Here is a 14,742-nt window from a genome sequence, read left to right on the forward strand (position 1 = left end):
TTGAGCCTGCCGGCTGACCCGGGCGATCCGCTCATCCAGAACATTGTGGCGGTGCTACACCCTGGCGCCTGGTATGTGCTCGCCGCCCTCGTCGTCCGGTGGATGGGGCGGCTCGCCTCCAAGTGAACGGCGTGCTCGGCCGGGTCGATGTCGGAGCGGAACGGGCCCCAGGCGTCGGCGACGGGGATCATGGCCGGCGCCCGGCGTGCTCGGCGAGGGCCGCGAGAGCGGAACAATGTGGAACAGTGCGGAACGGGCAAAGTAGCTGTTCCTGTTGCCTTGTTCCGCTGTTCCTCTTGTTCCTCTTTAGAAGATAAAAGGAAAACGCTCGCCTCTCGCGGCCCCGGCGGGTGCGCGCGTGAATTTTCTGGCGAACCTCACATTTGGAGCGCCACAAGCGGAACATCCGTATAACTGTCGAAAAATCAATGACTTGCGCCGGGCAAGGATGTGGGTCGAAGCGGAAAAAGCGGAACATTTCAGTCCTCGGCCTGCCATTCGGACAGATCCGGGTCGTTCCACTTCCAGCCCGGATAACGGGCTTCCCACTCCTCCCGAAGCTGGTCCAAGGGCGGGAATTCCCACCCACGGCGTCGCGCTACCTTTTTGGCGTTCGAGCAGCCGTGCTTCTTGAGGTACTGGCCTAGGAGATGGTCGCTCCAGAGCTTGAGCCTGGGCGAGATCTCGCGGGCTTGATCGTAGAGGCCCCGCTTCTTGACGGTCTTCGTGCCGAAGGTGGTGCTCACCTCCTCCTCATAGGAATTGGAGACGGCCCACTCGGGGCCGCGATCCGAGGCGCCCCACAGCTTGCCGGATTGCAGCAGCTCGACCCACCAAGAGTCCTCCGGGCGCAGACTCTGGCTCTGCTGGTCGAGGAGGCCGGCGGTCTTCGGGATCCGGCGCGGGTGCCAGTCGCCGAGGTCGTGAGCCAGCATGTCGTACAGCATGGCGGCGAGGCCGCCGTTCGCGATCTCGGCGTAGAGCGGCCGGAACCACTGCTCGTCCTGCATGTGGTCGGCCGAGACGGTGAACACCGCGTACCGGCGCTCGTCCTCGCCGGCCGGTACGATCCAGTCCTCGTTCGAGGCCATGATGATGTGCAACATATTCGCGACCGTGATGCCGTCGCGGCCCTTGGCCTCGATGAACAGATCCGGCTCGGTCACGAGGCGCTTCAGCGAACCCTCGGCGCCCTTGTCGCCGGGCCAGTAGGCCTCATCGGCGAACAGAAGGCAGGCGTCGCGCAGGTGCCCGTTGAACCGCCCGGCCAGGTGCTCGGCGCTGCTGATGTGCGTGCCGTGCTGACCGAAGATCTGGCAGAGAGCGTTCCCGAGCGTACCCTTGCCGGTGCCCTTCTTGCCCTTGAACACGAGGGCGGCCTGCGCGCGCTCAGCCGGGTGCTGAACCGCCCAGGCGACCCACTTGAAGATGTAATTCGCTGCAGCAACGTCGTTGTCGGCGAGCACCTCCTTGATGTGCCGGTACATTCGGGGCCACAGGCCCTTCTTCGGCTCGACGCCCCAGCCGCGCCAGAGGTTCAGCCGCCCGTCGACCTCCTGCCCGGCGCCAGGCTGAAAGGTGACGCCCTCGTACTGCCGGCGCTCGGGGTGCTTGAGCCACCAGTGGCCGAGGGGGATCTTCTTGTCCTCGCCGATCCGCACGGTGCGGTTGAGGTGGAAGTTCCGGAAATCCTCGAACGGAAGGTACGTCGCCACCTCGCGGGTATGCCCCTTCTGCCGGTGCGGCTCGAAGGTGAGGACGCGGGTCTTCCCGCCCTCGCGCACGACGCAGTACTTCTCGTTCAGAGCGTCGAGGTCGTCGCCGGCGGGCTTCGGCGGCGGGCTGTTTGCGGCAGTGAACGGGCGCTCCTTGGCGTAGTCGGAAGCTGGCCGCATCATGCCACCTCGCGCAGAGCGTCGTTGAGGTCTTTCCCGACGGTGGGCAGCACCACCGACACAGCGCGTCCGGCGCGGGTCCAGCGGTGGCCGCAATCCGACACGGCATTGGCGCTGGCGGCGTCACGCTCCTCCAGCAGAACAAGGCGCTGCACGCCGTCGAGGACGGGCAGGCGGCCCATCGCGCCTGCGCTTCCCATAGCCCAGATGCCGGGTCCGTAGCCGAGCTGCTTGGCCGACAGGGCGCTTTCGATACCCTCACCGATCGCCACCGTCTCGGCGGCTGGGGTCAGCATGATCGCGGTCCCGGCGGCCGGACCGAGCATCTTGCGGTCGATCTTATGGCCATCGGGGGCCAGGGCAGTCCGGTGGATTGCCTTCACCTCGCCGGTGAGCACGTCCGACATGGCCGCGATCATCATGGGCGAGCGTGTCCGTAGGCCCCATGGACCGCGCGGGTGGTAGCGCAGGGCCGAGCCGGCTACGTCGTCGGTCAGGTCGAGCCCGCGGCTGCGCAGGTACGTCTCGGCCGGTGTGCCACGCGGGTCTTGCGCCTCGTTCCAGATCTCGACGGCGCGCTGCTGCCTGCGCAGGGCCTCGGCGCGGTCAGCCTCCTCGGCCTGTCGGCGCATGACCCGACGGTTCATGGCCTCGACCGGGTCGGGGCGGTGGTCGCGGGCCAGGAAGTCCTGGCGCTCGCCCAGGATCTCCAGGGCGCGATCCTTCGCGGCGATGTGGTCGGCCTCGGATCCGTTATGGACGTAGGCGAGGAGGTTGCCCGGCGCCCCGTACTTTTCCGTGTAGGACGTGCCGCGGTCCTTCGCAGAGTGGCCGATGCTCGGACACGTCAGGGTGTTTCCGAACAGCTCGCCGCCGAGCGCGGCCTTCAGCATGTGGAGGCGGACACTCATGCTGCACCTCCGAAATTCGAGAAGGGATCATCGAAGTTCGCACTGAGGCGCGCGGCCGCGTCCCGGGCGATGGTCACGGCCTCGCCGAAGCTGAAGGCGCTGCCGACGATCGCTGCGGAGTCGCCCGAGGCCGAGACGTGATCGACCCGCCAGCAGCCGCCGCCGTCGGGGTCGGGCCAGATCGAGATTTCGCCCCGGCAGGCAGCCTGCGGCTGGTCCAGCACGACGGCGAGCGGCTTGCTGTGCACCGTCACGGGGATGTTGTGCCGGGCGGCGTAGGCACGGGCGTCCCGTAGCGCGTGCCACTCGTCGGGCGTCCGCTCCAAGGCGGTGTAGTAGCCGGTCGGGAGGCGCAGCCAGGCCACCCACAGGTCGCACAGCGGGGCCACGACCACCTCGATGGCGATCGGGGTCCGTTGGTTCGACATGGGCGAAGGGAAGGCGACGACGTTCGTCATGCCGCGTCGCCTCCATCGTCGATCAGGCTGCCGTCGCTTAGTGAGCCGTAGGCAACCTCCGTCCAGTCCGGCCTGGCGTCGGGGAGCCGCTGCAGGCCAGCGGCCTCCTGGCGGGCGACCTCGGCTCGAGCCGCGTCGAGAGACGCGCAATGGATCCGCCGTGCGAGCCGATCGCCTCGAAACAGCTCGGCGCACCACTCGTTGAAATCGAAGCCGAGCCGCACGCCATCGGGCTCGGGGCGGTAGGCCCGGAACCGGGGGAATTGCAGGGGTGCTGTCATCGGCCGCCCCCATCAGCAGGGTGCAGCGTCTGCGCGGTCGATGCCGCCGCCGCGAGCGCCTTCGCGGCGCAATTCAAGCTGTAGGCCGCCCCCCGGACGTCCCGGATCAGGGCGAACTCGACCGCGTTCCGGGCATAGCTCTCGGCCAGGCTGGCGGCTTCGGCGACCGCGTCGAACGTGAGGCAGGCCGTGGGGGAGATAACAGGCGCCGTCATCGGGCCACCTGTCAGCTATCGACCTGCGGATAGACTAGTGCAGCTACCGCGGCGGCTACTGATGGACTGAAATCGAACCGCTTCTGAAGGCGGGCGATCTGGACTTGCGAGGGGTGCGAGGCTATCTCGGTGGTGTCGCGCTGGAAACCGACACCTTTCCCGGAAGCCCCTGCCGTGCCCACGGCGGGGGTTTCTGCATTCATAGGTCTATTGGTCCTGAAGAGTGCGCCGGCCGCATCGGCGCGGGATGAGCGGCCCGCGGGACGCGCCCGCGGAAGCGGGGTCAGGCGGCTTGCTGCAGATCCATTCCGAGCAATGCCGCTGCGACCTTGGCCGGCACGACGATCCGTTTCCCGATCCGGATCGATCCGACTTCGCCACGCGCGATCAGACCGTAGAGGCCGCTCGCGGACACGCCCGCTTCCCGGGCGAGGGGGCCAACCGGCACGCTTTTGCCGGCGGTGACATCTGCGCGGACGTTCATGCGCTCCACCTCTCCAATCCGTACCTTTGTACGCACTGGGTTGAACGTAGAGGGCGGGCGCCTTGAAGGCAAGCCCACTCCGTGTCTATGTACGCACTGGAGTGGAGGAGCTGAGTGGATGCCGCGGAGAGTGTTCGAGGGCGAGGCGCGCAAGGTCGCGCTCAACATGAAGACGACCGCAGACGTGCGCGAGCGACTAGAAGCGGCTGCTCAGGTTTCTGGTCGCTCTCTCACGCATGAGGTCGAGCACCGGATCCAGTCTTCTTTGGATCAGGAATACTTGCTGCGTGCTACGTTCGGCGCAGGATTTCAGGCTGAGATGTTCCGGCGACTCGCTTATGTTGTTCGTGACGCCCGTAAATTTTGCAGGGAGCACAAGTTTAGCGAGGTAGAAGCTAGAAAGGTCATCGCCGCGGCCTGTAACCGGGTGATCTCGGTGTACTGCTGGCCGGGCGGCCCTCTACCGCAGGAGGGCTATCAGAGTGTGCACGGGAAAACGGTCCCGCTGGACAAGCGGAAGCCGAAACACATCGGGATTGAGCTGGCCGACTCGGCGATGATGTTCGACGACGATCAGGCAATGGACGAGTTGGATCGGCGGATCGCAAATCACTGGACGGGCAACGGCCGCACCGACGAGTGGACGGCAGATGACCCTGGTGCGGCAGAATAGCGCAATCAGAGCAAAATGAAATAAGCGGCGTAACCAGTGTAAATGGTGGATCTATTTGGTTTCGGCCGTTGTGACACATCTCGCGCGCTCGTGCATTACCTTTCGAATGCTTCGCTTCGGGGAGTTTCGACGTGCGCGCCGCCCACGATGAGTTCCTGACCCTTCGCCTCCCGGCCTCGATGCGCCGGGATCTTGATGCTGCTGCTCGCGCTGGCGGTGTCCGCCTGTCGGTTGCGACCCGTACCGCGCTCGCGGTCGGCCTCGCGTCGATCCGCTCGACGGATCGGCCGGACCGCGACCCGCCTCCGGCCGGCCCCGCCGTCGCTATGCGGGCTGCCGCGTGATGGGCGCCCTTGCCTCAGTTCACCTGGTCCTTCGGCGGGGTAGTGACGGCCGCGATCGCTTGGCCGAGTGCCGCGTGGAAGGCACGGGCGAAGTCGAGGTCGAAGCGCAGGCGGGCGGCGATGAGGCGCTTTGCCTGAAGATTTCCCTCGGCGTCGATGCCAGAGCCCGCCGTCGACAGGACCAGATCGAACAAGCTGCCCAAAAAACCGATGGGGGCCATTTCGTTGATCACTCGGATCGGCACCTGATCGGGATCCGCCAGTGGTACGATGACCGGCTCGGTGGGTTTCCTGCCTTCGCTCATGCTCTCAGCTCCATCGGTTCGGTTCGCACCGCCGATGTAGCGCGCTCGCCGGCCGTCGCCCCCGACCGCCAGTCGAGCGTCGCCATTCCGAGGGCTGCTTGATGAGCGGCCCTGGCGATCTCCCCGAGAGCTTCGTGCTCGACGATGCGGCGCCTCCGGCCGGCGAGGGCGAGGATCTGACCCTTGAGGGGATCCTGCGCGAGGCGGGGATAGACCCGGCCTCGGCGTTCGCGCCGCAACCCCGACCGCAAACGTTGCACGAGCGCATGGCACAGCTTCTGCGCCCCCACGCCCAGCCGGCCGGTCGCGCTGTCGTGGACCTCGACGACCGGCCGGAGCAGATCGCGGCCTGGGTCAACGGCGCCGGCCGGTCGCTCGGCTACGAGCCGACGTGGACCCGCTTCATCAGCCCGGATCTCGTCCGTGGCGCCCTGTTCGTGCTGCACAGCCCGCATCCCGACAACGAGGCTGAGCTGATCGTCTTGGCCGACAAAGGCATGATCAACCGCCCGCTGATCGCGGGTGCGTGCCGGTGGGCGTTTTACGGCCTCGGCCTCGGGCGTGTCGTGGTTCGGATCCCGGTCAACCGACCCGACCTTGCCGACCTCGCCCGCCGCGCGGGCTTCCGGTTCGAGGGCACAGCCCGCCGGTTCTACGGCGGCACCCTCGATGCGCAGATCTGGGCCATGGCCGGCGCCGACTGTCCCTGGCTCGCGCCCCGCTCGTCCACCGCCGCGCCGGTCGCTGACATGCCCCCGCCCTCCTCCCTGAAGGTTCACTGAGCCATGTCGATTTTCGACGCGATTTCGGGCGGGGCTGCGCAGACCGCCTTCAAGAACAACATGCAGACCATCAACACAGGTCTGAACCAGCAGAGCACGGCGCTCGGTGACAACTACACGTCGGCCGACAACTACCTGCTGGGGTCCGGTCTGCCGGCCCTCAATGCCGGGTACAATGCTGGCGTCTCGAACCTCGGCACGGGGTACGGCAACCAGCGCATCGACCTCAACGCCGGGTACATGTCCGGCCAGGACGCGCTCAACTCCAACTACGGCGCCGCCCTCGGTTCGCTCGGGCAGGGTCGATCCGATCTGCAGTCCAACTACGGTCTTGCGAATGATGCCCTGACGCAGAACTACGGCCAGGCCAGGACCGACCTCACCAACCAGTACGGGCAGACGCAGGGTTACTTGGGCCAGGCGACGGCGAGCTACGCGCCGATGGTGCAGGGCGGCTCGAACGCCTTCAACCAGTTCCTGAACGCCACGGGCGCGAACGGCGCGGCGGGGTCGCAGGCTGCGCTGGCGAATTTCCAAGAGGCGCCCGGCTACCAGTACAGCCTCGACCAGGCGCTCGGCTCAGTCCAGCGCAGTGCTGCCGCCCGCGGTGGTCTCGCCGGTGGCAATGCCACCTCGGACATCTTGAACACCGCGAACGGGTTGGCCTCGCAGGGCTACCAGCAGTACGTCAACAACCTGAACACGGGCGCGGGCTACTACACCACCGGCCTGGCTGGACAGGCGGCGGGTCTCACCAACCAGGCGAATGCTTCACAAGCCTACGGGAATGCGCTCGGCAACGTCGACACGGGCTTGGGCAACGCGCTCTCGTCGAACTTCACCGGCTTGGGGAACGCTCTAAACGCCAACGACACTCAGGCGGCTGGGATCTACCAGAACCTCGGCAACGCGCTGAACACGAACAACATCGGCCTGGGCACGTCACTCGGCAGCGCGGACGCCAACCTCGGGACGGGCCAGTCGGCCCTCAACGTCAGCAACGGCACCGGGACCTACGGGGCCTACAACCAGCTTGGGTCGAACCTGATGAACCTGGGCAACCAGGAGTCGGCGGCGATCCAGAACGCCACCAAGCAGTACGTCGACAACCAGAACACCGAAGCCAAGAACCAGATGACGGCCAGTGGCAACCTGCTCGGCATGCTCGGCGGCATCGCCAGCAGCCCGGTCACGGGCAACGTGCTGAGCGGCCTCGGCAAGATCTTCAGTTGAGGGGAGCGCGCTGATGTCGTTCGGCGAATACTTCGCGGGCTTCTCGCAGCTCGGAAAAGGCTACTTCGATGCGGTGGAGCGCGACGAGCAGAAGAGCGCCCTCGCGAAGCTCGGCGAGCAGATCCAGTCCGGTGACTATTCCGGCGCGGCAGGGACGGCGTTCAACGGCCTGCGCGATCCCCAGACCGGCATCGGCCTGCTGAAACTCCTCGACACGCAGCAGCAGCGCAAGCTGACGGCCGCGGCGGATGCCGACTTCGCGCAGGGCCTCGGCGGGTTCGGTGTCGGCGGGCCGGTCGGCGTTCCCGGCGGCGCTCCCGCTCCGAGGGCAGGCACGCCGTCGTTCCTCGACCAGTCTGGGCCGCAGGGCGATTACCTGACCGGCCTGTTCAAGCGCGAGAGCAACAACAACCCGCTGGCGCAGGCCGGCACGTCCTCGGCGAAGGGCCTCGGGCAGTTCACGACCGATACCTGGAACGGCGTCGCCCGGAAGTATCCCGACCTCGCCCTGACGCCGGTCGGGCCCGGCACGGACGGCCGCACCGATCCGGACCAGATGATCCGGGCGACGAAGGCGCTGACGGCTGAGAACGAGGGCTTCCTGGGCCGCGCCGGCCTGCCGGTTACGGATGCCACTCGGTACGCGCTGCACTTCCTCGGCCCTGGCGGCGGCGTGCGTCTCGTCGGTGGCACGCTGCGCAACCCCGACGTGCCAGCCGCGTCCTACGCGAGCCCGCAGGCGGTCGCGGCCAACCGGCCGGTGTTCTTCAACCGGGACGGCAGCCCCAAGACCGCCGGTCAGGTGATGCAGGACTTCGCCCGCAGCTTCGGCGGCGGCGGTGGTCGCGCCGCCCTGCAGGGTGCTCCGCAGGTTGCGAGCGCGGATCCGTCCTTCGCGCCGCAGATGCCGACGGCCCCTGGGGCGCTTGCCCGCCCGCCGCAGCAGGCTCCGGCATCGGGCCTCAACCTGGGCCGCCCGGTCCAGGTCGCCGACGACGAGGCGCAGACCCAAGCGCTCGAGCAGCAGATGGGCATGGTCCCGCGCCAAGCCGCAGCGGCAGACCCGCAGGCGGACATACCCGCGCCGAACGCGCAGCCCGCGCAGTTCCAGATCCCGCCGGCCCCGCAGCAGGTGCCGGGCGCGGTCGCGGCTCTGCCGGCCGGCCTTTCCAGCCCGCAGCCTCGTGGTCCGCTCCAGTTGCCGGCGATGCCGCCGCAGCCCGTGCCGACCCTGCCTGTCTCGGGTGGCGCGCCCTCTCGCGTCATGGCGATGCCGGGCGACGGGCCCGCGCCGGCTGCCGCCCAGATCCCGCAGGACGCGATGATCGGGAACGTGCCGGCCACGGCCTACGCGCAGGCGCCGCTCGCGCAGCGGATCCCTGCCCTGTTGCGGGCGGTGGCGAACCCGAACCTCAGCGAGGGGCCGAAGCAGGTCGCCAACATGCTGTTGAAGCGGGCCTTCGACGAGACCAGCATGCCGGAGCCGATCAAGGAATTTCAGATCGCGCGGGCCAACGGCTGGACCCAGGCAGCGAGCCCGGCCGCCTACGCCCGCGAGAAGCAGCGAGACCCGGGCGCCGACCTTCAGGCCCAGATCCAGGCCCGGGCCGAGGCGGCGCAGCGGTTCGGGATGCAGCCCGGCACGCCCGATTTCCAGAACTACGTGCTCGGTAACAAGCCGAACCGGGATCCCGGAGCCGACCTCACGTCTCAGGTCGACGCACGTCGGCGAGCGGCGGCGCAGTTTGGCCTTCGGGAAGGCACCCCGGAATTTCAGTCCTACGTCCTCACGGGCAAGGAGCCGACCGAGCGGGACGAGGGCGCCAAGATCACTGCGCAGATCGAGGCGCGTCGCCAAGCGGCCGGCAGCCTCGGCCTTCAGGAAGGTTCGCCCTCGTGGCGGTCGTTCGTGGCCACGGGGAAAGTCGGCGCGGACCGCGACATGTCCGCGGGGGACAAGAAGGCGATCGACGCGGCCGACAACGGGGTGATCTCGGCGCAGTCGTCGATCAGCCTCTTGGAGCAGGCCAAGAAGCTTTCGGCTGAAGCCTACGGCGGCCCGGGCGCCAAGGTCCGCGGCGACTTCATGAGCGCGATCGGCGGCGAGCGCGGGCAGGCGACGCAGGAGCTGGACAACCTCGTCACCACGAACGCCCTGACGAACCTGAAATCCATCTTCGGCGGCAACCCGACCGAGGGCGAGCGCAAGATCCTCCTCGACGTGGCCGGCTCCTCGAACCTGCCGCATGCGCTGCGGGTGAAGGTGTACGACCGGGCCATCCAGGCGGCGCAGCTCCGGATGCAGCAAAACCTCGACCGCGGGAGCCAGATCCGGGAGGGCACCTATTACCGTCCCGGCTCCGGTCCTGCCGCCGTGCAGGGCTCGGTCGCGAGCGGCGGTCAGAGTGGCGCGCCGGCCCTGCCGCCCCCGTCGCCCTCGAACCGGCCCGGTGCGGTGTCGCCGGCCGACCGGTTCGGGCAGCTCGTCGGCTCCGGGATGAGCAAGCAGCAGGCTTACCAGCAGCTTCACAGCGAGGGGTATTGATGGACGTGTCAGTTCGGCTTCTGATCGGGCGGCGCGGCGGCAGTGAGCCCGCTGATGTGCGCGTCGAGCTGATCGCGGATGTTCCGTGCCACGCTGAGATCGAAGCGCAGGCGCGCTGCGATGATCGGGTCCGACCGGCTTCTACCGTCGAGCCCAATCGCCATCCGGTCGGACAGCAGGTTCAGAAAGATCGTCTGTCCATTGGCGATGTTGCTGACGGCACCCGTGATGTGGGCGATCGGCACGTTGTCGGGGTCCGGGATATCTCCACCGACTTGGGGCGGGGTATCGCTTTTCTCGGCCATCTCGGATCCTGCGCAATGTGTCGTGCGGATCGTAGCAGCGGTGAGCTGTCTGCGAGAATGAGTGAGGTGGCAGCATGAGTGCTGGTCTCGGATTTGATCCCGCCGAGTTCGCCGCGTTCAAGTCGGGGCTGTCGGCGCCGCCGCAGGACGCCGCTTCTGCCCCAGACGCCTTCGATCCGGCCGAGTTTCAGGCGTTCAAGGCGCAGCGGCAGCAGCCTGCCAGCTTCTCGGATCGGTTCGGCAACGGTCCGATGGCGTCTACCATGGACACCTCGACGCCGGAGGGCTCGGCCCTGCGCCGGACGGCGGACGAGCGGCTTGTCGGCAAGCCTTCGTTGGAGAACCAAGTCGACGCCGGCCTTTTCCGGGGCTCGAACGCCATCGGCCTGAACCTGCCGCGCAACGCCATGGCAGGCATCGAGGCGCTGCGCTCCGGCAAGTCGTTCGGGGACAGCTATCGCGAAGTCTCGGACATCGAGGACGCGCTGGCGCGACAGTATCCGAAGACCGCCCTTGCGGGGACCGTGGGCGGCATCGTCGGCGGTGCTGTAGGCTTGCCTGCTTTCAAAGCCGCCGAAGGGGCTGGCCTCGGCGCGCGGGCGGTGGCGAATGCCCTGACCGGGGCAGCATATGGCGGTATCAGTGAGTATGCCGACACGAAGAACCTGAGAGATGCGGCCGGGATGGCAACACTCGGCGGCGCGCTCGGTGCTGGAGGCGGGTACATCATCGACAAGGCCGCGCCGGTGGTCTCGCGGCTGTTCGCTCGCAACCTCTCTTTCCGGAACGCCGACGGCGCCCTGACGGATCAGGCGACCGCAGCCCTGCGCGAGGCCGGGATAGATCCGGCAGCGATCACGCCCGAGCTGGCGCAGCACCTGGACACGACATTCGCGGCCAAGGGGCCGTCCGTCGCTGCGGCGCGTGAAGCACAGGCGGCCGAGTTCGGCTTGCCGTTGTCGCGGGGGCAGTCGATGGCCGACCCGCAGGTGCTGGCGCAGGAAGGGCGAGCCCTGGCGGGTCAGGCCGGGCCGCGGGCACAGCAGATCGGCGAGGATTTTACTGCACGGCAGGCCGATGCGCTGGCGGCGAACCGAGACCGCTTCCTCGGCATGGCGGCCGGCGACGCGCCGCGCATCGAGCGTCCGCAGGAGGCGTTCGAGGCCGTGGCGGACCGGGCCCGGCAGGCCGTCCAGGCCGATGCCGAGCGGGCCAGCGTGGCGCAGCGCGGTCTCGATGATGCCCTGCGGGGCGTGCGGGGTCGTGGTGATGTCGACGCCCTCGACGGCGCGACGCTGGCGGCACAGGGCGTGCGAGATGCCGCCGCGCAGGGCAAGGCCGCGTATCGGGCCGCCTACGACGACGTGGCGGCCTACCCGCACCAGTTCGACCCGGGCGCCCTCGACATGCTGGGCGGGCACGTCCGCAGTCGCCTCGGCGCCGACGTGCCGCTCGACGACAGGCTGACGCCGGCCGCAACCCGGGCGATCGCCGACCTTGACGCGGTGCCGCAGATCTTCAACCTGGCTCCCGGCGAGGGGCCGAACCTGCAACAGGTCGATCAGCTCCGGAAGCGGCTCGGCGCCCTGTATGGCTCGACGGCCCAGAACCCTACGGACCGGCGCGCCCTCGGCCGGATCATGGAGGAGTTCGATAACCACCTGTCCGACGCCGCGGGGGCAGGGCTGCTCAATCGCCCGACGCCTCGTGCAGCCGCAGGCTTGGCCGCAGACGGCTTCCCGGGCGCCGCGAGCCTCGACGCTTCGTCCGTGCCGTTCCCGGCCGCTGGCGGGGCTCCTGCGGGCAAATCTGAGCCGCTGACGCACTACCTCGCCCGGAACGACGGGATCCGGCTCGACGATGACGCGCGGGCCGCGGATCTCGGCCGCGTGATGACGCCTTACGGGCCGCTCGGGCGGAAGGCGGGCCGACCCATCGAGGACTTTCGAGACCAGCTCGCGTCCGAAGGCTTCCTGCGGCCCGACAGCGCGGACGGCATGATCTCGCGCCGGATCGGGGATGAGGTTCACGACCTGATCGGGCTGGAGCGGTCAGGGCAGCCGGTCTATCGCCTCGCCGACCTGTCGCGCGGTGGTGCTCCTGCCGATGTCGGCGGAAGGCTGGCGGACCAGTCCGCGGCCTATGCCGAGCGCCTGGCGCCATTCCGACAGCAGGTTGTCGACGATCTCGCCTCGGTCGGGGTCCGGGCGCGCGACATGGATCCGGCGCACCTCGACGACGCGTCGCAGCGGCTGTTCCGAGGCGAGCACGACACCGGGGCAGATGCCTATGAGGCGGCCGTGCTCGGGCGTGATGCCGGCGGTCCCGGTGGCGGCCGCGCGACTCCTGACGCGGCGCCCTTCGACGGTGCGACGGCTCCGGCCGCGTCCGACGCCCTGCCGATCGGCGACACGGCCCCTCTGGAGGCGATGCAGCGGGCTCGTGGCCTGTTCCGCGAGTACCAGCAGACCTTCAAGCCTCGCGGCCCCGGCGACACGGCCGGCGCGAACCTGCGGCGCATCGTGGAGCGGGACGCCTCGCCGAACGAAATCGCCTCGATGCTGTTCGGCTCGACGACGGGGCGCGTCTCACCTGGGCAGATGCAGACGCTCGCCCGCCTGCGCGATGCGGTAGGCGCGGACAGCGAGCCGTGGGCGGCCGTGCAGCGGGGCCTCATCGCCCGGCACCTGGGCGGCGAGGGCCAGGACCTCGGCCGGCGCCTCGACTACCTGCTGCGCGGCGAGGGGCGGTCTCTGACGCCTTTCCTGAGCCAGGAGCAGCGCGCCGGCCTCGGCCAGTTGCGGGCCGCCGTGCAGCAAGCCGAGAACGCGGGACGGCCAACCCCGACATGGGCGGCGTACCTGGAGCGGACTGGGTTCGATCCGAACGCCGTTGGCCGGAGCTTGTTTGGCTCCTCGGGGACGATCGGCGCTAAGCCCGGCGCGGCGAGCGAGGCGCGGGCCGCCAAGGCGTTCCTCGGCGCGGACAGCCAGGAGTGGTCCGGCCTCCGGCAGGCGGCCGTGCAGCGGCTTCTTGATCCGGCCACGTCGGCTACGAGGATGATCGCAGGCCTGCGGGATTTCACGGATGGGGCCGGCAAAGGTGTGGCCTCAACGTTGTTCAACGCCGACGAGCTGAGCCACCTGCGCCGGTTCGCGGGCGCCCTGCAGGCCACGGTGCGGCCGGACGGGACGATCAAACCCGGTGCGGCCGGTGAGGCTGGCCGCAAGGCGGTGGCGAAGGCGATGGACCTGATCGCGGGCGCCATCGCGTTCAAGGTCGGCGGACTCGGGGCAGCGGCCGGGACCTACGGCGCCAAGGTTGGCACGCGGGCAGTTATGGGCGGGATCGGCGCCGCCTCTGCTCGGCGGTCGTTCGAGGGCGGCGCACCGCGGCTCCCGGCGCCGCCTCCCATGCTGCCGCTCGGGCAGCTTGCGACGGGCGAGGGGCTGGCGTTGGGGCAGCGGTAGGGGTCAGGCCGTAAATATGGCGCCAATTACTCCGGTCGTAAGAACGATGGCGAAGAACATCGGCGTGGCGCGCTCGGACCAAGGGCGGCCACGAGACAGCACAAAGGCTTGCAGCAGGGCGTAGGTAATGACGATGCCAAGCCCTTCTGCAGCAACCGCGATGCCGAACAGATCGAATGCTCGGGTGCTGGGTAAGCTCGCGCGGAAGTAGACGAAGGCCCCGACTGCTAAGATGTAGCCCACAAGCCCAGCCTCATAGGGCCAGGGCAAGCGCTTGCCCCCGCGCTCGTGCTGATGTCCTCGCCACATCGCGGCAAGCCAGAACGCAGTCACGATGGTGGCGGCGGCGATCGGGGCAATAAGTTGGTTGAGGGGCATGGAGACCGGCGACCCTGGCGGGCATCACGAGAAGATGGCCCCTGACGCCGCGTTCGGCAAACCGTCTAGCTTCCGACCGTCACCGCAGGGCTCGGCGCGCTCAACCGCCTCGCGGCGCCGGCTCCTCCTGCGGATCGTAGGTCTGGCCGTGCTGCGCGGGCATGGGCTCAAGATGGCGGGCGGCGGGGTGACTGTCGAGGTGGCGCTTCGATGGGTCGCCGGTCAGATGTGCCGGAACAGCGCAAGCTCCTGGAGCACGCCCGCCAGCATATCGTCGCCCACGCTGATCGACTCGTAGCGCCCGTCTGCGCTCATCGCAGGACGGCCGACGCGCCGGACCACCTCGCGCTCGAAGGACACGAAGTTCTCGATCCGCCCATCTGCACTGCGCAACGGCCGGCAGTCGATCTCGGCACGGTACCGGGTGCCGTCGGCGCGGTAGTTCGTCAGATAGCCGTGGAAG

Annotated in this window: 14 protein-coding genes and 1 pseudogene; 5 read left to right on the forward strand and 10 right to left on the reverse strand. The window is 68.7% G+C overall.

Translation table 11 applies throughout. From position 1 onward, the window contains the following. Positions 1 to 479: 479 nt before the first annotated feature. From MKL01_RS23445 to MKL01_RS23470, 6 genes are all read right to left on the reverse strand, one after another. The gene (locus MKL01_RS23445) at positions 480 to 1,898 is read right to left on the reverse strand and encodes a primase-helicase family protein (RefSeq protein WP_243907578.1); all 1,419 of its coding nucleotides are present in this window, start codon (positions 1,896 to 1,898) and stop codon (positions 480 to 482) included. After that, on the reverse strand, positions 1,895 to 2,806 hold the full coding sequence (locus MKL01_RS23450) for a toprim domain-containing protein (RefSeq protein WP_243907579.1): 912 nt from the start codon (positions 2,804 to 2,806) through the stop codon (positions 1,895 to 1,897). Before MKL01_RS23450 ends, MKL01_RS23445 begins: the two co-directional genes overlap by 4 nt. Continuing rightward, positions 2,803 to 3,264: a hypothetical protein gene (locus tag MKL01_RS23455; RefSeq protein WP_243907580.1), complete on the reverse strand. Its 462-nt coding sequence runs from the start codon at positions 3,262 to 3,264 to the stop codon at positions 2,803 to 2,805. Before MKL01_RS23455 ends, MKL01_RS23450 begins: the two co-directional genes overlap by 4 nt. After that, positions 3,261 to 3,545, reverse strand: a complete 285-nt coding sequence (locus tag MKL01_RS23460) for a hypothetical protein (RefSeq protein WP_243907581.1) — start codon at positions 3,543 to 3,545, stop codon at positions 3,261 to 3,263. Before MKL01_RS23460 ends, MKL01_RS23455 begins: the two co-directional genes overlap by 4 nt. Next, a complete protein-coding gene (locus MKL01_RS23465) occupies positions 3,542 to 3,760 on the reverse strand; it encodes a hypothetical protein (protein WP_243907582.1) in 219 nt (72 codons plus the stop codon). Before MKL01_RS23465 ends, MKL01_RS23460 begins: the two co-directional genes overlap by 4 nt. 283 nt (positions 3,761 to 4,043) lie before the next feature. After that, positions 4,044 to 4,244 carry a hypothetical protein gene (locus MKL01_RS23470; protein WP_238292355.1) on the reverse strand — a complete coding sequence of 67 codons (201 nt, stop codon included), beginning with the start codon at positions 4,242 to 4,244 and terminating at the stop codon, positions 4,044 to 4,046. Positions 4,245 to 4,374: 130 nt separating this feature from the next. Here MKL01_RS23470 and MKL01_RS23475 point away from each other — a divergent pair, with 130 nt between their 5' ends. Continuing rightward, positions 4,375 to 4,917: a TraY domain-containing protein gene (locus MKL01_RS23475; RefSeq protein WP_243907583.1), complete on the forward strand. Its 543-nt coding sequence runs from the start codon at positions 4,375 to 4,377 to the stop codon at positions 4,915 to 4,917. A gap of 358 nt (positions 4,918 to 5,275) precedes the next feature. Here MKL01_RS23475 and MKL01_RS23480 read toward each other — a convergent pair whose 3' ends face one another. Further along, positions 5,276 to 5,566, reverse strand: coding sequence for a hypothetical protein (locus MKL01_RS23480; RefSeq protein ID WP_243907584.1), 291 nt, complete (start codon positions 5,564 to 5,566; stop codon positions 5,276 to 5,278). A gap of 101 nt (positions 5,567 to 5,667) precedes the next feature. On the opposite strand from MKL01_RS23480, the gene MKL01_RS23485 reads away from it, so the two are divergent. The 3 genes from MKL01_RS23485 to MKL01_RS23495 are packed head-to-tail and all read left to right on the forward strand — an operon-like array spanning position 5,668 to position 10,126. Next, the gene (locus tag MKL01_RS23485; RefSeq protein ID WP_243907585.1) at positions 5,668 to 6,348 is read left to right on the forward strand and encodes a GNAT family N-acetyltransferase; all 681 of its coding nucleotides are present in this window, start codon (positions 5,668 to 5,670) and stop codon (positions 6,346 to 6,348) included. Positions 6,349 to 6,351: 3 nt separating this feature from the next. Then, entirely contained in the window at positions 6,352 to 7,581 is a 1,230-nt protein-coding gene (locus tag MKL01_RS23490; RefSeq protein ID WP_243907586.1) for a hypothetical protein, read from the forward strand. Positions 7,582 to 7,594: 13 nt separating this feature from the next. Continuing rightward, complete coding sequence (locus MKL01_RS23495) at positions 7,595 to 10,126, forward strand: hypothetical protein (protein WP_243907587.1); 2,532 nt, start codon at positions 7,595 to 7,597, stop codon at positions 10,124 to 10,126. A gap of 8 nt (positions 10,127 to 10,134) precedes the next feature. On the opposite strand, the gene MKL01_RS23500 is transcribed toward MKL01_RS23495, so the two are convergent. Beyond that, a complete protein-coding gene (locus MKL01_RS23500) occupies positions 10,135 to 10,431 on the reverse strand; it encodes a hypothetical protein (protein ID WP_243907588.1) in 297 nt (98 codons plus the stop codon). A gap of 74 nt (positions 10,432 to 10,505) precedes the next feature. Between MKL01_RS23500 and MKL01_RS23505 the strand changes: the two genes are divergently transcribed. Then, positions 10,506 to 13,901, forward strand: a complete 3,396-nt coding sequence (locus MKL01_RS23505; RefSeq protein WP_243907589.1) for a hypothetical protein — start codon at positions 10,506 to 10,508, stop codon at positions 13,899 to 13,901. Positions 13,902 to 13,904: 3 nt separating this feature from the next. Here the strand turns inward: MKL01_RS23505 and MKL01_RS23510 are convergent, their stop codons facing one another. Beyond that, positions 13,905 to 14,279 carry a hypothetical protein gene (locus MKL01_RS23510; protein WP_243907590.1) on the reverse strand — a complete coding sequence of 125 codons (375 nt, stop codon included), beginning with the start codon at positions 14,277 to 14,279 and terminating at the stop codon, positions 13,905 to 13,907. A gap of 222 nt (positions 14,280 to 14,501) precedes the next feature. Continuing rightward, positions 14,502 to 14,742 (reverse strand): annotated as a pseudogene (locus MKL01_RS23515) (histidine kinase); the annotation flags it as partial.

Source organism: Methylobacterium sp. J-070 (assembly GCF_022829385.1).
In the GTDB taxonomy this organism is placed as follows: Bacteria; Pseudomonadota; Alphaproteobacteria; order Rhizobiales; family Beijerinckiaceae; genus Methylobacterium.